This is a genomic window from Terasakiella pusilla DSM 6293 (genome assembly GCF_000688235.1).
GTDB classification, from domain to species: domain Bacteria; phylum Pseudomonadota; class Alphaproteobacteria; order Rhodospirillales; family Terasakiellaceae; genus Terasakiella; species Terasakiella pusilla.
In genome coordinates this window covers 47,194-66,472 of record NZ_JHYO01000002.1, presented here as the reverse complement: position 1 = coordinate 66,472, position 19,279 = coordinate 47,194, and the positions used below count along the sequence as shown (strand labels likewise).

Here is a 19,279-nt window from a genome sequence, read left to right as displayed (position 1 = left end):
GAGGGGATCACGGAACCTTCGTGACAAAGGTTCCGTGAACTTCAGGCATCGATTAAGGATGCTGCGGGAATTTAGGTGCTGCAACAGCAGCTGCTTCTGGGTAGACAGTTTTCAACTCACCGTCTTGCCATTGCATGATCGCAGCGTTCGCACGGATATTCTGACCGTTTTCGTTCATTTTTGCGCCAATACCTGCCGCAGTCGAACCAATCGGAAGATCAATCGCCATAACCGCTTCACGAACGTCGTCCGCTTTCAAGGAAGCTGCTTTTTCCAACGCATCAAGGAAGATTTTCGCACCGGAATAGTTGATCAGGCTGTGACCGGAACGCGGCTCTTCACCGTAACGTTCTTTGTATGTCGCCTGAAATTCTTTGATGCCCGGCGCGCCGGCTTCGTTCATCAGGTACTGTGCAAAGTCAACGTCCAGAACGCCTTCCATGTTTTTCTCGCCAACAACTTTAACCGTGTCTTTCATGGAATAACCACCACCGGCACCGATCAGGGCTTTCGGCTTAAAGCCAGCTTCGCGCATTTGGCGGAAGAACAGGGTTGTGTCGTTCTGATAAGACGTTTGCAGAACTACATCAGCGCCTGCACCTTTCAAACGCAGTACCAGTGAAGACAGGTCAACCGCTTTGGCAGAATAAGGCAATGTCTGAACCACGTTCAGGCCTTTTTCTTTGGCGATATCTTTCTGGAACTGAGACACAGTTGTCCCATACAACGCATCTTCGTGAATGATCGCTACTTTCAGGTCTTTCGCATCCACACCGTATGTCGGGGCAACAACCTTGAAGATCGCATCGATCGTACCTTCAGCAAAGTTCTTCGCTGTCGGGTTGCTACGGAAAACGTACTTCATGTTACGATCTGTGATGTTGTCAGAGATCGCGCCCAGCTCGAAGTAAGGGACAGCCGCCAGTTCTGCAACTTGTGTCGCTGCAAAGGAGATGGAGGAAGAGAAGCTGCCGAAAATCACGTCCACACCTTCGATGGATGTCAATTTACGCGCCGCGCCTACAGCCTGACCAGCATCAACCGCGTCAGATTTGACCAGCTTGATCTGTTCACCACGCAAGCCACCGTTGGCGTTGCGTTCTTCGATTGCGATTTCAAGACCACGGAAACTTTCATTCCCCAACAGCGCCAGCCCACCACTGAACGGATATAACGCACCGACATTAATGTCAGCCATTGCAGAGAACGACATCGTCAGGGCAACCGCCGCAACGGCACCACCCTTAATCTTGCTCACATATTTTTTCATAAAAAAGCCTCTAGCCTGTTAAATTTGAAGCGCTTCATTTTTGCGCTATAAAAAAACACCGTTACCGGTGAACTACCTGAACCGCCCCAGCTTTTAAAACCACCTAAACTTGAAGCGCTTCATTTTTTCTGCACATAAATATTGAAATATGCATTTTTCGCTTCTATCATCGCAAAAATTACATGTCAATGTCCTTTCTGGAAATTTTATGAGCAAATCGACCAAACCAAGATTAGAAGATGTCGCAAAGCTTGCCGGTGTATCTTTAGGTAGCGCTTCCAACGCCCTATCATCTCCCCAGTCGGTTAAACCAGCTACTCTCAGAAAGGTCGAAGAGGCCGTGCGCAAATTGGGATATGTCCGAAATGCCGCCGCGCGCGCCCTTGCCTCAAACCGCAGTTACAGTATCGGTGCGGTCTTTCCCAGTATCACAAACCCGATTTTTGCAGACACCATGCAGGCCATCCAGATTGAGGCCAGCAAGCTGGGATACCAGCTTTTCATTGCCTCCACGGAATATAGTGTTGCAAGCGAACTTGCCAGTGTCAAAAACCTGCTGGAACGCGGTGTGGAAGGCATGCTCTTTGTCGGCACCGACCATGAACCAGAGATTTTTGAGACCTTGAAAAGCGGTAATCGTCCTTACATCCTCATGTGGTCGCTGGATGAATGTGATACCAACTACGGAGTCGGCTTTTACAACCAGCAGGCCGGACAGATGATTACAGAACATCTTTTGGGGCTGGGTCATGAAAAATTTGCCGTCATCAGTGGCCCGATCTTTAAAAATGACCGGATGCGCCTGCGTATAAAAGGGATTCGCGACACACTCGCCAAGCAGGGCATCGACCTTCCTGACGATCAGGTCATTGAACATCCCTTAACATTGGAAGGTGGACGCGCAGGCCTGATCAACGCCTTGGAACTGAAGACCCGACCGACCGCCCTGATCACCCTCAGCGATATCCTCGCCATGGGGGTCAATGCCGAAGCCAAGGAACAAAACGTCCTTATCCCCAAAGAAATTTCCATCGCCAGCATTGATAACAACACCTACTCCTCCGTCGCAATCCCCGCGATTACCACCCTTGAAACCCCCGCAAACGACATCGGCAGAAAAAGCGCCCAACATATCATCGCCCTCATAGAAGGCAAAAAACCGCCCCGCCTCGAAGAAGTGTCCCTGCAACTCCTCATCCGCGACAGCAGCGGCCCCGCCCCGAAAGATTAATCCTCACCCCATAAAAAAATCCCCGCAAAAGTAACTTCACGGGGACCAGTTCTATCTCTAACGGATCAGAGAATGATCGTTATAGCCTCAGGTGTTAGACACAGAAGCTAGGGTCTTCTTCTCTATCTAACCTCTTTTATAGCGCCCACGCCGTCTTCAAGCCTTCAAAGACGGCCTCTTCTGCGGTACGGGCAACAAGCGCATCGCCAATCAGATGCACCTCGCACAAATCAGCAATCTGGTCTTTCAGGTCATCATTGGGTAAATGCCCTTGAGAAAGGACCAACGTGTCGATCCCTTCAAACAGAACCGCTTCATTACTGGCCGTGTGCTGCATATAGACCGTATCATCATCACAGCCAAACAGGCGCATATACGGATGAGTTTCCACCCCCAGCCTGTGCAACGCCGCCACCATTTCAGTGCGCACATAGGATTGCAGCTTTTCGCCCATAAACAGACCGTTGGCACACAGCTTCACCGTATGGCCTTTGCTGGCAAGTAGCTCGGAAACGCCCATGCCGATCCAGTCACACTTCCAGTCCGCAACCACGACATTGCCGCCAATTTTGACCGTATCGTTCAAGACATCCCATGCCGTCACCACCTGCATGTCGCCCATATTTTCAAACTCAGGCACATAAGGGCGGGCACCGGTTGCAATAATAACCGCATCAGGTTTTTCCTCTGCCACCATCTCGCGGGTGACACGGCTGTTTTTGATGACTTTAGCACCCGCCAGTTCCACTTCGCGCAACAGGTTTGTCGCAAGACCGCCAAACTCTTCTCGCTGCGGGAGTTTTTGCGCAAGCAAGACCTGTCCGCCGATTTGGCTTGTGGCTTCATGCAAGGTCACATCATGGCCGGCTAACGCCGCGATACTCGCAGCCTTTAGACCACCAGGTCCGGCCCCGACGATCATCACCTTTTTAGGGTTTTGCGTCTTTGGTACTTCATCAAAGCCAAACTGTAACTCACGACCGGTTTCCGGATGTTGAATGCAAGAGATCGGCAGCCCGCGATGGAAGTGACCGATACAGGCCTGATTACATGCGATACAGGCACGGATATCATCAAAGCGCCCTTCCATCGCCTTAGTCGGCATCAACGGATCGCAAATCAAGGCCCGCGTCATCCCGACCACATCGGCTTCGCCTTTCGCCAAAACGGTTTCGGCTTCTTGGGGTTGGTTGATCCGCCCACCGACAAAGACCGGGATATCCAAGGCTTCTTTAAACAGTTTGGAATCCGGGGCCACATAGGCATTTTCCACTGTCATGGGCGGAACAATATGGACCGATCCCCCCAACGAGGCGGACGTCCCTGCAATCACGTTGACATAGTCCAACTGGGACGAGACTTCTTTACAAGCCGCAATCGTTTCCTGCATATCCAGGCCCTGATCGTCCATTTCCCGACTGGAAATACGTAAGCCCACGACAAAGTCGTCGCCGACAACCTCACGGGTACGGGCTATCACGTCCCTTAGGAAACGCAGTCGATTTTCCGCACTCCCGCCATACTCGTCATCGCGTTTATTGATGTTCGGGTTCAGGAACTGGGCGGGCAGATAGCCATGACTTGCCACGATTTCAGCCCCGTCGATTCCTGCTTTTTTCAAGCGCAAAGCTGATTGGGCATAGCCTTCGACGATCTCCTCGATAATGTCTTTCGTCAGCGGACGCGGCATCACATGAAAACGTTCCTGTGGGATTGCCGATGCGGAATAAGCGACAGGCTCCAACCCATCCGCCGTCTCCATAATTTCACGGCCCGGATGGAAAATTTGGGCAAAGACGGTACATCCGTATTTATGACAAGTCTCCGCCATCTCTTGATAGCCGGGAAGGAATTTGTCATCAGTTGCCATCAAGACATGGGAAGAATAACGCGCCGATTCATGAACCGCAGACACCTGCAGTACCACAAGACCCGCCCCACCTCTGGCACGGGATTCCTGATAGGCGACATATTCTTTGTTGATGCTGCCATCAACAGACAGTGACGTATCATGGCCTGTAGACATAATCCGGTTTTTAATCGTCTTGAACCCGACCTGAATCGGTTCAAACAAATTTGGAAACAACGCGCTGCTCATAGGTTTTCACCTGTCATGTTACGGTTGAAAGATTCAGCCTGATAGCGGGTCTCCGTCCAGTTTACGGGATAGAGCGTGTAGAACACCTCTGCCTTTTGCCCTGAATAAACAACCGGCGTATATTCCGGCACCCACAACACATCCCCCGGATGGGCCTCAAAAGTTTCGCCATCCACAGTCAGGTGAAAAACGCCGGACAAGCAAATGATGATCTCGTCATAAAGCACCGTCCATTCAACCGATGTATCATCAAAGGTCGCGATACCCGCGCCGATGGTCTGGCTGGTTTCCGGCCCGATGATACGGGCAAGCGACGCTTTGCCCGGCTCGCTGCCATAAGGGTCAAAGGTCAAATCACTTTTTTTATAAAGACGCGTCGGGGCATTGGGGGTCTGTGTGCTCATATGGCCTCCTGTAAGAAAGAGCTTCCATTGTTTAACGGAAGAATGTTGGCTTATAATTTTCTATGAGTAAAAAAAATATATAAAAATTTTATTTAAGCAATAAAAATAATCAAATTAATTTACTTTTATGCAAGGCAAGCCAAACAGAAGACAAAAAAAATCCCCCGAAAACGAGGGATTTAACCAGACAAGGACGATGTTTTAGAAAGATGCTGGCGTGATAAACCAATACACAATGGCAACGCTGTCACCATTGTTGATATAGCGATGAGGCTTGTTGCTTTCAAAGCTCAGGGTGTCCCCCGCGTTCAATACAAAATGGCGGCCATCCACCCAAAACTCCATCGAGCCCTGCTCCACCAACAACACTTCGTGCCCTTTATGTGTGTAGGTATCGCTGCCCCCTCCCGGTGGGAATTTACAGCGGATCAGTTGCAGATTTTTATTGGATTTGGGAGTTAAAAGCTGATCCAGAACCCCATTTTCATATTTGATCTCCAACCGCTTATCACTGCGCACCACATAGTCAATCTCGGTTTCGTCGACCTCCGGTGCATCGGCAAAAAAGTGCTGGGCATTTACCCCGAGAACTTTTGCAATGGAGACCAGCGCCGCAACGGATGGAAAAGCCAGCCCCCGTTCGATTTGGCTGATATAGCCCGAAGACAGATTTGTCTCATTCGCCAGCTGGGTCAGGGTCTTTCCCTTGGTTTTACGTAACAAACGGACACGGTCGCCATAGAATCCATTTTCAAGATCACTTGCCGCCTGATCTTTCTTATTTGATTTTTTTGTTGTCATTTTGTAGAGCCACGCATCCAACAGACGCATTTTCACCCGTCGGATACTTTCTTTCCAATATTTAAGTCCTTGTTTTTCTATCCCCAATATACATAGACACCCCCCGATATAAAAGCGCAAAAGTGAAATAGTTTTAGTTTAGTGTTGACTGTAGTAAAAATTTATGTTGATTTTTTTACTGACAGATAAAAACAAGCGCATGATTTATGCCAATCAAAAGTTGTCTGAGCCATGCGCCAGACCTAAAAAAAGTTTTAACAAGGAGACCCAAATGTCTAAAAAACAGACAGACATGCAACGCAGAAATTTTCTTAAGGCATCGGTTGGCGGCGCGGTAGCTGCCCCGTTTATCCTGTCTTCCACCTCCGCCGACGCTTCCGAGAAGGTTCGTTTTCGGATGCAACGCTACTGGGGTACAGAAACCGACTTTCTGCACAAAGGGTTTGCCGATGAGGTGAAAACCATGACCGACGGGTCCGTGCGCATCACCCATTTCCGTGGCGGGGAACTGGTGCCGAACGATCAAATGTTTGCCGCTGTTAAAAAAGGCACATTGGATATGGCGCAGGGGTACGGCGGCTATTGGCCGGGTCAGATCGATATCGGCAAAATCGAAAGCGCCTTCCCCGGTGCTTGGACCAACTTTGACGAAGCCGTCTACATCTGGGAACGCAAAGGCCTTCTGGAACTGGTCCGTGAAGCCTACGCCGAACATAACGTCCATTACCTGATGCCAATCTTCAACGGCCCGTACGAATTGCTGACCACAAAGCCGGTCAAGTCCCTTGAAGACCTCAAATCCATGAAAATCCGCGCGACTTCCACAATGGCGTCTATTTTCAAGCAATTTGATATTCCAACGACTTATGTCCCCGCAGAAGAACTTTATGTCAGCTTGTCCAGTGGTGTAATTGATGGTGTCGTCTACGGCGGTCCACTTGAATATAAGACGTTAAAACTCAACGAAGTTGCAAAATACTACACCCGCCTGAACCTTGTTGATCCGGGTTCCGTTGACGGTCTGATGATCAATATGGACAAATGGAAGGCCCTGAGTGAAGCACAGCAACTGGGGCTGGAACTAGCCTGTCGTAAACTCGCCCACGACCAGCATCACTGGAGCCTGGGCGGCACGCTGGACGTGATCAGTGAAGGCATCTTCGAGATCGCAAGCCTGCCGGAAGCGGACTCCAAAGCCCTGACGGCTGCGGCGCAAAATGCGTGGAAAGAAGAAGCAGACAAATCCGAACGCAACAAAAAAGCCATTGATATCATCAAGAATGTCGCTGTTGCCACCGGACGTCTGTAATCATGTTACAAAGATATCTTTCTTTTCAAGATGGGGTATCTGAATTTGTGGGCAAGGCCGTCAGCTGGATGTGCCTTGCCCTCATCGGTGTTCTTGTTTTTGAGGTCACCTCCAGATACTTTTTCGACGCGCCAACGAACTGGGCGCACGAACTCAGCACAATGCTATATGGAACCTTTTGTATTTTAGCGGGTGTCTATACACATAAGCACCAAGGTCATGTGCGCAGCGAAGCCATTTACGGGCTGTTCCCCAAACGCGGGCGCGCTTTCCTTGATGTGGTGACCGGCCTGTTGGGGCTGGTTGTGTTCTGTATTTTCTTTACCGTTGTTTTTGATTTTGCAAAAGAATTCTGGGCCATACGGGAGCTTTCTTCCAAAAGTGCTTGGGCACCGCCCTTATACCCCTTCAAAGCCATGATGCCGCTTGCCGTTGCCCTGATGATTTTACAGGCAACAGCGCAGCTTGTGCGTGACGTCTGCACGTTACTTGATATCTCCGTCAAATCTAGCGACGAAGAGAAACTCATTTAAATCAGGAGCCTGTTGTGCTTGACCTTGATCCCTTGCTCGTCACTCTGGGCATGTTTATCTCCATGTTGGTGCTGCTCGTTATGGGCGCGCCGTTAACATGGTGCCTTCTTATCGTCGGTACGGGTTCCGCCTATCTTTTGTGGGGCACCGACGGGTTGCATATGCTGGCAACCAGTACTTTTTCCTCCATGGATAACTTTATCCTCGTCGCCCTGCCCATGTTTATCTTTATGGGCTTAATGCTACAACGAAGCGGTATCACCGATGATCTGTTTAGCATGGTTCATAAACTCATGGGCGGCATCCCCGGTGGATTGGGCATCGGCACGGTCTTCATCTGTGCCATCCTTGCAGCCATGGCCGGCGTGTCCGGTGCAGCAACCGTCAGTCTGGGCGTCATTGCCCTGCCGTCCATGCTCAAACGCGGCTATGACAAAAAGCTGGTCAGTGGCACCATCATGGCAGGCGGGGCGCTTGGGTTCCTTATTCCACCCAGTGTCTTGATGATTGTCTATGCCTTTTTAGCGCGGGAATCTATCGGTAAACTCTTTGCCGCAGGCCTGATGCCGGGCTTGATGCTGGCAGGGATTTACGTCCTCTACATCTCCATTCGCTGTGGCATCAACCCCAAACTCGGCCCCCCCGTCGCTGAAGAAGAACGCCTCGGCTGGCGCGACAAACTTGCTTCCATGAAAGCGATGATCCTGCCCGCGATCCTGATTATGCTGGTCCTTGGCTGTATCGTCTTTGGCGTGACGACCCCGTCTGAAGCCTCTGCCATCGGGGCGGCGGGCTCCATCGCACTCGCCATCGTTTATCGCACCTTTAATATGTCCATGCTGAAAGATGTGCTGGTCTCCACCACGCAGATTATGGGGATGTTGTTGTGGATTGCACTGGCGGCTGTGTTCTTCAGCAAAATCTACATCGGGCTGGGTGCGGGCGCCTTGATCGGAGAATTGATCGAGGATTCAAACCTGTCGCCTTACTGGATCATTATCTCCATGCTGGCGTGCTATTTTGTCCTTGGTATGTTTCTGGATGATTTTGCGATTGTGTTTATCACCATCCCGCTGTTTGTCCCGATCGTGCGCGACCTTGGGTTCGATACAGTCTGGTTTGCGGTCCTGTTTATCCTCAGCATGCAAACGGCCTATCTGACCCCGCCCTTTGGCTATAACCTGTTTTATATGCGCTCGGTGGCACCGCCAGAGATCACGATCTATGACCTCTACAAAGCGACCATTCCATTTGTCATTTTACAAATCATTGGTCTGGCCTTGATCGTCGCCTTCCCGCAAATCGCGCTCTGGCTCCCCAACGTCATCTTTAACTAACCTCCACAATTGCCTAACTTGACGGTACGTTTAAACAGCGTACCGTTTTTTTTCGGCTGAACCGCTAGCCCACATCTGCCTTAAACGAAATCACAAACTGACTTCCTTTCTGCGGTTGGCTGATACATTTGATTGATCCTTTTAATCTATTAAAGAGAATAATTGGTCTTAAAAATTCTGAAATAGACACCCTATCGGCCTGCCAGCGCAACCAACGTCTGCCCAAGGGAAAGACCACCATCATTGGCAGGGAAATCATGTGGCACACAAACCTCGAAACCACGTACACTCAACGCCGCCCTGACCTCGTTCAACAACAAGCTGTTTTGAAAGACCCCGCCCGTCAACACCACATGCTGAAAGGGATGATCAAAGGCTAAGGCAGCAACTTCAGCACATAAAACCGCCGCCAAGGATCGATGGAAGCGCCCGGCAATCCGGCTTGCCGCCACCCCCGCAGCCAAATCAGCTAAGATACCGGACCACAGGCCCGACCAGTTTTCGAGTCCCGCAATGTCATAAAGGATCGCATCTGTCGGGGATTGCATCGCCAATTGTTCCAGCACGATCGCGGCTTCCCCCTCAAAGGTGATCTGATCAAAACAAATCCCCAACGCCGCCGCCACACTATCAAACAACCGCCCCGCACTGCTGGCAAACGGGCTGTTTAAGTCTTTTTCCATCATCTGATCACACAAACGAAGCTGTTTTGCCGCCAACTGCGGTATGACCTCCAGCCCCCCAAATCTCCCAGTCACCTGATCCCAGCCAAGGGCATGGACCAGATGAGCATACAGATTGCGCCACGGCTGCTTCATGGCCTGATCCCCCCCGATTAAAGGGATCGCGGGGATATGGGCGAGCCGTTCAAAGCCGTGATAATCGGCATATAGAAACTCACCGCCCCAAATTTCGCCTTCTAAGGACAGGCCCATGCCATCCAGCACGATGCCCAAGACCTTGGGGTGATCCAGCGCCATGCCATGTTCCCCCATCACCGCTGCCACATGGGCATGGTGATGCTGGACCGCGACCAACTCAGCGCCCGTCTCAACACTTTTGGTCTGCGCCCATTTAGTTGGTTGATAATCGGGGTGGGCATCATGGGCGATCACATCGGGTTGGCAGTCATATAAACTAGTATAAAGCGTGATGTTTTTGCGATAGTCCTCATGGGCCAACAGATTATCCTGATCCCCCATATGCTGCGACACGATCACCTGCTCGCCCGTGCACAGACTAAAGGTATTTTTTAAATCCGGCCCCGCCGCCAAAACGGATACATCCGTCTTAAACCCATCGGGCACCGCCACGGACAAAGGTGCAAATCCACGCGCACGGCGCATCACCTGCTGACGCCCTTTATTCACCCGCACCACACTGTCATCAATACGGTTTTCAATGGCCCGATCATGCATCACATAATACTCAACGATGTCGCCCAAAGTCTCACGCGCCACCTGATTGTCGATCACTTGGGGTTCATGACTACGGTTTGCTGAGGTCATCACCAAAGGGATATCCAGATGATGAAACAACACATGATGCAACGGGCTATAAGCCAGCATCAAGCCGACTTTTTGGTTCCCTTGTGCGATGTTCGGAGCAAGCGCACTGGCTTTTTTATCCAATAAAACAATGGGTGCTGCGACCTGTGACAAGGCCGCTGCTTCTTGCTCATTTACCTCTGCAAATGTGCGGGCCATTGCCATGTCTTTAACCATAACCGCCAGCGGCTTTGTCGGGCGTCTTTTGCGATGGCGCAAGGTGGCAACCGCCTGTTGGTTGGTCGCATCACAGGCCAGATGAAAGCCCCCAACCCCCTTGATCGCAAGGATATGGCCCTGTGTTAACAACTCTGCCGCTTGCGCTAAGACCGTGCCGTCCCCTGCCAAGCGTTCCCCGTCTTGCCCTTCCAGCCAGACAGTTGGGCCGCAAGTGGGACACGCATTCGGCTGGGCATGGAAGCGTCGATCTGCGGGATCATCATATTCGGATTGACAATCGGGGCACATGGTAAAAAGCGCCATGGTCGTTGCGCTGCGATCATAGGGTAGTTTTTTAATGATGGTAAAACGTGGCCCGCAATGGGTGCAGTTGGTAAAGGGATAGAGATAACGTCGATTATGTTCATCCAGTGTCTCTGCCACACACAAGGGGCACGTCGCCGCATCCGGCACAATGCCCGTCTTGATCTCTGTTGATGCAGAGGTAATGATCTCAAACCCGTCCGCCAAGTCCTTTTCATCCAAGGCCAACGCGGCAACTGTCATCGTCTCAATACGGGCCAAGGGCGGGGCTTTGGCACGCAGTTCTGCCATCAGCCGATCACGCATCGCCGCGTCACACCACAGCCGGATCAGCACACCTTGCCCATCGTTCAACACTTGACCGCGGACACCCAAGTCATGGGCCACGCGCCAGACGTGGGGGCGAAAGCCGACCCCTTGCACAAAGCCCGTCACCCGTATTGCCCAGCCCTGCCCCATGATTAATGCACAGTACAGACCATACAGGGATCAAACGAGCGCACGATATGCTGGACCGCCACAGGTTCCGTTTCGCCTGCGCGCACCGGCGCGTTGACCAAGGCTTTTTCCAACGGTCCCATAACATTGTCGCGATCGCGCGGTGAAAAGTTCCAGGTGGTCGGGGCGACGATCTGATAGTTTTCAATCTTACCGCCTTTAACCTTGAGCCAATGGCCCAAGGACCCGCGCGCGGCTTCCACAAGACCAAAGCCTTCGCCATCGGGGAAATTACCGTCATGGTGATGGCAAAACGTCTCACTCGGCATCAGTTTTTCCACCCAGTCTTCCATCTGGCGGATCAGCAAGGCAACTTCCAACAAGCGCGCGATCACGCGGTTTTGCACATTGCCCCCATATTTTTTGACCAAATCTTCAATCAACGGATGACGGTTGATCAATTGTCTGGATAGCGCCCCGACCTCTACGGGTTGTCCATCCATGCGCGGGGCTTTACACCAGCTATAACCGCCATTGTCATCGGTGGCGGGCAAGGTCTGTCCATCAAACGGATGCAATGGTTTTGTGGTGTGGCGCATCCAACTGTGGGACACATCTTCGGTGATCAGCGCGGTGTTGAGCTGTTCAATATGCCCGCCTTGATACAGTCCCGCTTTAAAAAACTGCGCCTGACAGCCATTTTCCACGCCATAGCTCATAAAGCGATCATAGGCTTTGCCGAGGTCTTGTAGGTTCAAGGTCTGAGAAATGCGATAAAACCGCGCGAAATCAGTGTCTTGGGCCTGCACTAAGGCTTGCAGATCACTTTCACTTTTCAGCGCCGCAAATTCTTCTAGGGGGCAACCAAACAAGGTGCGTTCTAAAAAACGGCGCTTGGCATTTAAGATCGCGCGCAATTTAAACTGTTCCTGCTTTTCTATGGTCTTGGTGATGCCACCCGGTTGCAGGGCAAGGGTATGGGGCCATTTGCCACCGATGATCCCAACCAGATGCAAAAATTCCGCACGGGCCTTTAAAAAATCTTTGGATGCTTCCCCACTGATGGCGCGAAAACGTTTTAGGGTTTCCGGATGCCAAGGCTCGTTCGCATAGACCTCGCGGGCGAAGTCGGGCATGAAAAACAGGTAAAAATGGGTCAGATGATCTGCGGCATTTTCCGCGCCCAAGATCAGGTTTTGCGTCAACAATCCATTGTGCGGCGGCTGCACCCCCAGTACCGCAGCCAAAGCACGCGCCGAAGCCACGGACTGACTGACAGAACATATCCCGCAGATGCGCGGCACATACACAAGCGCATCGCGTGGGTCACGCCCTTGTAAGATTTGTTCAAACCCACGATACAACGGGGACACCACTTGCGCAGACGTCACCACCCCATCGGCAATATCCAGATTGACTTTTAAATCCCCTTCAACGCGGTTAAACGGGCCGACAACCAGCTTACTCATCAGCTCTTCCCTTTATGTTTTTTACTGATCGGCGCAATCGCGATTTTATCTGATGTGGCATTTACACTCAGGCGTTTAGGGGTCGCCGCCTTGGCAAGGGAGGCCAGCGCGACAAACCACGCTTTGGGCATATCTGTCGGCAACCCCACCGGAATGCCCGCAATCTTGGGCGTCTCCACAAAGGAATGGCCCGGTTCTTCAAAGCCCGGTTCCGTACAGGCAATGCAGGGATAGCCGCCAGAAATACATGACCCGCTGCCATTCCATGGGCGAATGTTACAGTCACCTGCCGCTTGCGTGCCCTTGCAGCCAAGGTTTTCCATCATACAGCCCAGATCACAGAGCTTTTCCGCACTGGCTTTAAACTCGTAATATTCGTTGCGTGAACAGCCGTGATGCACCAGCTTATTGCTGATAAAACGCGGGCGCCCCAAATGATCCAGATCGGCAGGGGTTAGACTGTCTGCGGCGATTTGATAGAGCGTTTCCATCACCCAATCGGGATGGATGGGACAGCCGGAAATATTGATGACCGGCAATCCTGCGCGGCTTAAAAACTTTTTCCCCAACAGGCCGCCTGCGATATCGTCATCAAAGGCCATGCCGCGGGCTTCCACCTCATTCGCCCCACCTGCGGTGATCCCGCCAAAGGCGGCACAGCTGCCCACCGCGACCACATATTCACTGACTTGAGAGATCTCCGCGATCAGGGTCTTCATGGATTTATTGTCAAATCCGCTTGCCATATGAAAGCGCCCTGTCCCATTGGGGCCAAACAGGATCGATCCTTCCACGCAAAAGATATCAATGCGCAACTTGCCATCCAGCACATCTTGCAGGATCTTGATCGTCTCCGTCCCGCTGGCTTGATTAAGCGAGGGATGCGACACCAGACGGATATTGGCAAGTTCCAGCGCGGTTAATAAATCCGGTGATTCCGCGCACATCAAAGATAGGGTGCACCCGCCACATCCGCCCGACTGTAGCCAGAGCATATTTTTTTGCATCATCGCTTTTGCCATCTAGCCTTCTTCCTTCATCGGGATCATCAGGGTAAAAAGCGCCCCGCGCTCAGCACGATTGGCACAGAGTAACTTGCCACCCAATTCTTCCGCCATATTGAAACTGACAGACAGGCCAAGCCCCGTGCCTTTGCCAATGGGTTTGGTGGTAAAAAACGGCTCAAAAATATGGGGTAAAATATCTTCATCAATGCCGGGGCCGTTATCGCGTACCTCTACGCAGATAAAGCCGTTTTCGCGGCGATACCCGATATGGATTTCCCCGTCTTCCACCGTATCCAAGATGTCGACCGAGTTTTGGATCAGGTTCACCACGATCTGATGGACATAGCCTTTCAAGGCAATGGCAAGCACCGGCCCTTCAACATTATGAAACAGTTTAGGCTTTACCTTGGCAGATCGGATCACCCAATTGCTGGCGGTATTAACCACAGGCACCAGATCAAACTCACTTTTGGGTTCTGACTGTTTGGAGGAAAAACGTTTCAGGTCATGGACGATATCGCTGACCCGTTCCACCCCTTCCACCGTGCCTTCGATGAGGGAGCCAAGGTCATGCAGCACCTTATCCACCTTCAAGCGCTCGCGGGTGTCCTGCAAATCGGACAAATCAGCGCGGCTTTCCAGCGCATCAATATATTGGGTCAGCACTTGCCCGTAGCGTTTCAGCACATAGGCATTGCCCGATATAAAGCTGATCGGGTTATTCAGTTCATGGGCAACACCAGCGACCAAGCGACCAAGGGCCGCCATCTTTTCGGTAAAAATCAACTGCTGCTGGGTTTCACGCAAGCTCTGGTGGGCTTTATCCAGTTTGCTGTACGCTGCCTTCAATTCCCCAACGGACCGCCCGATGATGACCAGCCCCACCACCCGATTGCGCCGATCGCGCATCCACGAACAGTTAAAGGACAAGGGCACCGCCCGCGCGTTTGCATCCGTCAGGGACAGTTCAAAATCGGCTAATTCGCGGTGATCAAGGATACTGTCACAAAAACGGTGATAGCCCGCCACATCACTTTCATGGACCAGATCACCAAACTGTCTTTTCAGCAAATCATCCTTGTCGCGCCCGGTTAGGCTGACCAGTGCGGCATTGACCTGTTTGATATTGCAATCCAGATCACACACCACCAGCACGTCAGTCATGGAACTTAAGATACTGTCGATAAACTGGTGGGCTTCCTCCAGTTCCTCGTTTTTATCTTCCAGCTGAACTTGGGACGTCAACAGGTCGGCATAAATCCCGTCCATCTTCTGGATGACGTCAATCCAGACTTCATCTGAATTGTCATCACCCCCGTCAAGCCCCCCGTCGGCATGTGGAGCGAGAAGAGACAGGGACGCTGCAAATTTATCTGCCGGTTCCATGATTTGCCCTTCGTTCGACGTTAGCGATTGCCTGCCTCAGCGGCGGGCAGTTGCTCAACCTTTTCAAGTCCATAGCGTTCCAGCTTACCACGCAAACCGACCCGCGACAGCCCCAATTCTTCCGCCGCCTTGGTTTTGTTCCAGCGATGGCGCACCAATGTCTCATATAGAATTTTAACTTCGATATTTTCGATACGTTCTTTCAACGTCCCGTCAAAGGAACTCAGCAGCGACATTCCCTGCTGCTCATCCGGTGTGACGGACATCAGAACGCGCGGCGACAGTAAATCCGCGCCCAAGACCTCATTTTCCTTACCCATCACCAACATGCGCTGCACTTCATTTTGCAGTTCACGCACATTACCGGACCAGTGATAGGTCTTCAGGCATTCCATCGCTTCGCTGCTGATCCCGGTGACTTTTTTATTCAGGTTTTTCATGGCCTGTTCCAGCAGGTAAGTTGCCAGCACAGGGATATCGTCGCGCCGTTCCCCCAACGGCGGCAACTGGATGGTCATCGCAGCAAGGCGGAAATACAAATCTTTTCGAAAACGCCCCTCGCGCACTTCCTGTTCCAAGTCCCGATTAGTCGCTGCAATCACCCGCACATCGATTTTGCGCGTGCGTGTCGCGCCCACGGGTCGGATCTCCCCTTCCTGCAAGACGCGCAGCAACTTCACCTGAAAGGCTTGGGACACCTCGCCGATTTCATCCAAAAAGACGGTCCCGCCGTCTGCACGTTCAAACAACCCCGTATGGTCGTTCACCGCCCCTGTAAAGGCGCCTTTTTTATGACCGAACAGCTCACTTTCCAGCAGTTCATCGGGCAAGGCGCCGCAATTTTCCACCACAAAAGCTTTGTCCCACCGCAGCGAATTATAATGGAGCGCACGTGCCGCCAGCTCTTTGCCCGTCCCAGATTCACCACACAACAAGACGGATACATCATAGCCAGCGATTTGTCTGATCTGATCACACACATGATCCATCGGACTGTTTTCCGCCCGTATGATCCCGTTGTCATCTTTATAGGCATCTTTCAGGCGGTTGCGTCTGGCGTTGATGATCCGCTGAGCACTATCAGCGGTCATTTTCAGCTCAATCGCCAACAGTTCGTTCTGGCGTTGCAGTTCAAACAGGTTGACCGCATTTTGCAAGGTCAGGATCAGATTGTCCGGCTGCCACGGCTTGGTGATATATTGATAGATGCCCGCTTGGTTGATCCCGGTGATGATATCTTCAGCTTCGGTATAGCCCGATATGATAATCCGAATGGTTTCGGGCCATTTTTCGCGCACTTCCTGCAAAAATTCCACGCCTGTCATTTCCGGCATCAACTGGTCACACAGGATAATTTGCACCCATTCATCCGCCAGAATTTGTCGGGCCTGATCAATGCTAGACGCGGTATAGATGTTGAAATCAAATGACAGGGTTCGCTCCAACGTTTCAAGCGAGCGAACTTCATCATCAATAATCAGGATGTTTGCGACTGTCTCTGTCATCTTTCTTCCAAATCCTCAGCAAATCCGCGGCAGTTGTTCACCGTTGAGCCAATCTACAATGCGCCCGCCGCCAAAGACGGTTTCCATGGTGACAAAATGGTCTTTATCGTCATGGACCACCCCGATCTGCGCGGCCTCTTTCCCCAACGGGTGCGCGCGCATCACCTTTAAGGCTGCGTCGGCCTGTTCTTGCGGGCAAATCACAATCACCTTGCCTTCATTGGCGACATACAGTGCATCCAGCCCCAAAAATTCACAGGCCGCCTGCACATCCGCGCGCACGGGGATATCATCTTCGCGCAGTTTTATACCGACTTGGGACTGTTGGGCAATTTCATTTAACGTGGACGCCAGCCCGCCCCGGGTCGGGTCACGCAACACATGGATATCCGGCACAGCCGCGACCATATCGGCAATCAGCCCGTTTAGGGCCGCGCTATCAGATACAATCTCGGTTTCAAAGGCCAGATTTTCGCGGTGGGACATGATGGCAACACCGTGATCCCCAATGGTCCCATTTACCAATACTGCATCCCCAGCCTTTGCGTTTGCCCCTGAGATATCAAGGTCATTGGGCACCACGCCCACCCCTGTTGTGCTGATAAAGACGCCATCGCCTTTACCTTTTTCAACCACCTTTGTATCGCCTGTGACAATCGCAACACCTGCATCGCGGGCGGCCTTTGCCATAGAGATCACGATCTTTTCAAGGTCGGCTAAGGGAAAGCCTTCTTCCAAAATAAATCCGGCAGACAGATAAAGCGGGCGCGCCCCAGACATGGCGACATCGTTTACCGTGCCATGAACCGACAACGATCCGATATCCCCACCGGGGAAAAAGACCGGCGAGACAACATGGCTGTCGGTGCTGATGACCAGACGTTCATGGGCAGCCGGGGCCGGCAAGATCGCCTGATCGTTTTTTTGATCCAGATAGTCATTGTGCAAATGTTTATGGAACAACTGTTCGATCAGATCGTTCATGGCGCGACCGCCTGCGCCGTGGGTCATATCCACACGACCAGAAGCAATGTTCAGCTTGTTTTGAAAACGCTTTGTGATCTGGTTCATGCCGCTGTCTCCTTACCTTCATCGCCGCCCCGAAAACGCCCGTAGGACCAATAGGCCGCGCAAGATCCTTCTGAGGATACCATACAAGACCCTTGCGGATTTTCCGGCGTGCAGATGGTGCCAAACAGTTTACAGTCCAGCGGTTTTTTTAGGCCACGCAGAATTTCAGGACACGCACAGCCTTTGACGTCTTTGCCCTTACTTTCACTTAACTCAAAACGCCTTTCAGCATCCCAATCGGCAAAGGCGGGCTTGATCTTGAGCGCACTTTTTTCCATCCACCCCAGACCACGCCATTCAAAGCCGTCGCGCAGCTCGAACGTTTCTGCGACCAGCTTTTGGGCTTTCAAGTTGCCTTCACGGGTGACAACGCGGTTATATTCATTCTCCACCTCGCAACGCCCGTCATTGATCTGGCGGATCAGCATCAGACTTGCTTGCATCACGTCCAACGGTTCAAAGCCAGCGATCACAACGGGCTTTTTGTATTTGGCAACCGCCGCCTCATAAGGCTGGCTGCCGATCACCGAACTCACATGGGACGGGCCGAGGAAGCCATCAAGTTTGACCGCCGGATCAGCCACCGCATCCTCACTGTCCAGAATATGCCCGATGGCAGACGGGGTCAGCACATGGTTGCAAAAGACGGAAAAGTTCATCAACCCTTCCTTTTTTGCTTGGCGCAAGGCAAGGGCGGTCGGCGGGGTTGTGGTTTCAAACCCAATGGCGAAAAAGACGACTTCGCGGTCCGGGTTTTTGCGCGCGATCTCTAAAGCATCCTGCGTGGAATAAACCATGCGCACATCCGCGCCTTCGGCCTTCGCTTTAATCAGGCTTTTTTTCTTGCTCGCCGGCACCCGCATCATATCCCCATAGGTACAGAGGATCACATTATGTTTTTCGCAAAGCTCGATCGCATTATCAATGCGCGGGATGGGCAGCACACAGACAGGACAGCCCGGCCCATGGACAAAATGCACATTATCCGGCATCAAATCCTGCACCCCATAGCGAAAGATCGCATGGGTGTGGCCGCCGCAAAATTCCATGATGTGATAGTCCCGACCCGGGCGCACTTCGGCGGCGATATTTTGCGCGATGGTGCGGGCGAGGTCTTTCTGGCGAAATTCGTTTACATATTTCATGACAGGTTCTCCCGCACGGTTTGTTCAATCACGCCACTTTCCGCCATGATGGCAAGGGTGCGTTCGGCCTCTTCCGGGCTGATTTTGTTGAGCGCGTAGCCCACATGCAAAAGCACAAAATCACCGACTTCCACATCATCAACCAAAGCAATGGAGATTTCTTTTTTAATCCCATTTAGGGACACCAGCGCAGTTTCATCGTCGGCTTTGATGCTGACAATTTCAACAGGTATGGCAAGGCACAT

General features: G+C 51.9%; 16 protein-coding genes. 4 read left to right on the top strand and 12 right to left on the bottom strand.

Annotation, left to right across the window (positions count from 1 at the left end; all coding sequences use genetic code 11):
* Positions 1 to 52: 52 nt before the first annotated feature.
* Complete coding sequence (locus Q397_RS0101660; protein ID WP_240475006.1) at positions 53 to 1,258, bottom strand: ABC transporter substrate-binding protein; 1,206 nt, start codon at positions 1,256 to 1,258, stop codon at positions 53 to 55.
* Between the two features lie 220 nt (positions 1,259 to 1,478).
* Here Q397_RS0101660 and Q397_RS0101655 point away from each other — a divergent pair, with 220 nt between their 5' ends.
* Positions 1,479 to 2,501 (top strand): LacI family DNA-binding transcriptional regulator, encoded by a 1,023-nt coding sequence (locus tag Q397_RS0101655; protein ID WP_028877937.1) that lies wholly within the window; start codon positions 1,479 to 1,481, stop codon positions 2,499 to 2,501.
* Positions 2,502 to 2,637: 136 nt separating this feature from the next.
* On the opposite strand, the gene Q397_RS0101650 is transcribed toward Q397_RS0101655, so the two are convergent.
* The 3 genes from Q397_RS0101650 to Q397_RS0101640 all read right to left on the bottom strand — a co-directional run bounded on the left by Q397_RS0101650 (position 2,638) and on the right by Q397_RS0101640 (position 5,891).
* Positions 2,638 to 4,599, bottom strand: a complete 1,962-nt coding sequence (locus Q397_RS0101650; protein WP_028877936.1) for an oxidoreductase — start codon at positions 4,597 to 4,599, stop codon at positions 2,638 to 2,640.
* Positions 4,596 to 5,003: a cupin domain-containing protein gene (locus Q397_RS20550; protein WP_051609605.1), complete on the bottom strand. Its 408-nt coding sequence runs from the start codon at positions 5,001 to 5,003 to the stop codon at positions 4,596 to 4,598. Before Q397_RS20550 ends, Q397_RS0101650 begins: the two co-directional genes overlap by 4 nt.
* 201 nt (positions 5,004 to 5,204) lie before the next feature.
* Positions 5,205 to 5,891 carry a helix-turn-helix domain-containing protein gene (locus Q397_RS0101640; RefSeq protein ID WP_156950608.1) on the bottom strand — a complete coding sequence of 229 codons (687 nt, stop codon included), beginning with the start codon at positions 5,889 to 5,891 and terminating at the stop codon, positions 5,205 to 5,207.
* 184 nt (positions 5,892 to 6,075) lie between these two features.
* Between Q397_RS0101640 and dctP the strand changes: the two genes are divergently transcribed.
* From dctP to Q397_RS0101625, 3 genes are read left to right on the top strand one after another with little or no spacing between them, the layout of a single operon-like run.
* On the top strand, positions 6,076 to 7,113 hold the full coding sequence (gene dctP / locus Q397_RS0101635) for a TRAP transporter substrate-binding protein DctP (protein ID WP_205618782.1): 1,038 nt from the start codon (positions 6,076 to 6,078) through the stop codon (positions 7,111 to 7,113).
* A 2-nt stretch (positions 7,114 to 7,115) separates the two neighbouring features.
* Complete coding sequence (locus Q397_RS20545) at positions 7,116 to 7,646, top strand: TRAP transporter small permease subunit (RefSeq protein ID WP_038012603.1); 531 nt, start codon at positions 7,116 to 7,118, stop codon at positions 7,644 to 7,646.
* 14 nt (positions 7,647 to 7,660) lie between these two features.
* Positions 7,661 to 8,983 (top strand): TRAP transporter large permease, encoded by a 1,323-nt coding sequence (locus Q397_RS0101625; RefSeq protein WP_028877933.1) that lies wholly within the window; start codon positions 7,661 to 7,663, stop codon positions 8,981 to 8,983.
* 191 nt (positions 8,984 to 9,174) lie between these two features.
* Here the strand turns inward: Q397_RS0101625 and hypF are convergent, their stop codons facing one another.
* The 8 genes from hypF to Q397_RS0101585 are packed head-to-tail and all read right to left on the bottom strand — an operon-like array spanning position 9,175 to position 19,279.
* Positions 9,175 to 11,472, bottom strand: coding sequence for a carbamoyltransferase HypF (gene hypF, locus Q397_RS0101620; RefSeq protein WP_028877932.1), 2,298 nt, complete (start codon positions 11,470 to 11,472; stop codon positions 9,175 to 9,177).
* 2 nt (positions 11,473 to 11,474) lie between these two features.
* A complete protein-coding gene (locus Q397_RS0101615) occupies positions 11,475 to 12,920 on the bottom strand; it encodes a nickel-dependent hydrogenase large subunit (protein WP_028877931.1) in 1,446 nt (481 codons plus the stop codon).
* Positions 12,920 to 13,942 carry an NADH-quinone oxidoreductase subunit B family protein gene (locus Q397_RS0101610; protein WP_028877930.1) on the bottom strand — a complete coding sequence of 341 codons (1,023 nt, stop codon included), beginning with the start codon at positions 13,940 to 13,942 and terminating at the stop codon, positions 12,920 to 12,922. Before Q397_RS0101610 ends, Q397_RS0101615 begins: the two co-directional genes overlap by 1 nt.
* Positions 13,943 to 15,313 (bottom strand): PAS domain-containing sensor histidine kinase, encoded by a 1,371-nt coding sequence (locus Q397_RS20540; protein WP_051609602.1) that lies wholly within the window; start codon positions 15,311 to 15,313, stop codon positions 13,943 to 13,945.
* A 20-nt stretch (positions 15,314 to 15,333) separates the two neighbouring features.
* The gene (locus Q397_RS0101600) at positions 15,334 to 16,818 is read right to left on the bottom strand and encodes a sigma-54-dependent transcriptional regulator (protein WP_028877929.1); all 1,485 of its coding nucleotides are present in this window, start codon (positions 16,816 to 16,818) and stop codon (positions 15,334 to 15,336) included.
* Between the two features lie 15 nt (positions 16,819 to 16,833).
* Entirely contained in the window at positions 16,834 to 17,889 is a 1,056-nt protein-coding gene (gene hypE, locus Q397_RS0101595) for a hydrogenase expression/formation protein HypE (RefSeq protein WP_038012600.1), read from the bottom strand.
* Positions 17,886 to 19,034 (bottom strand): hydrogenase formation protein HypD, encoded by a 1,149-nt coding sequence (hypD, locus tag Q397_RS0101590; protein ID WP_028877927.1) that lies wholly within the window; start codon positions 19,032 to 19,034, stop codon positions 17,886 to 17,888. Before hypD ends, hypE begins: the two co-directional genes overlap by 4 nt.
* The gene (locus tag Q397_RS0101585; protein WP_028877926.1) at positions 19,031 to 19,279 is read right to left on the bottom strand and encodes a HypC/HybG/HupF family hydrogenase formation chaperone; all 249 of its coding nucleotides are present in this window, start codon (positions 19,277 to 19,279) and stop codon (positions 19,031 to 19,033) included. Before Q397_RS0101585 ends, hypD begins: the two co-directional genes overlap by 4 nt.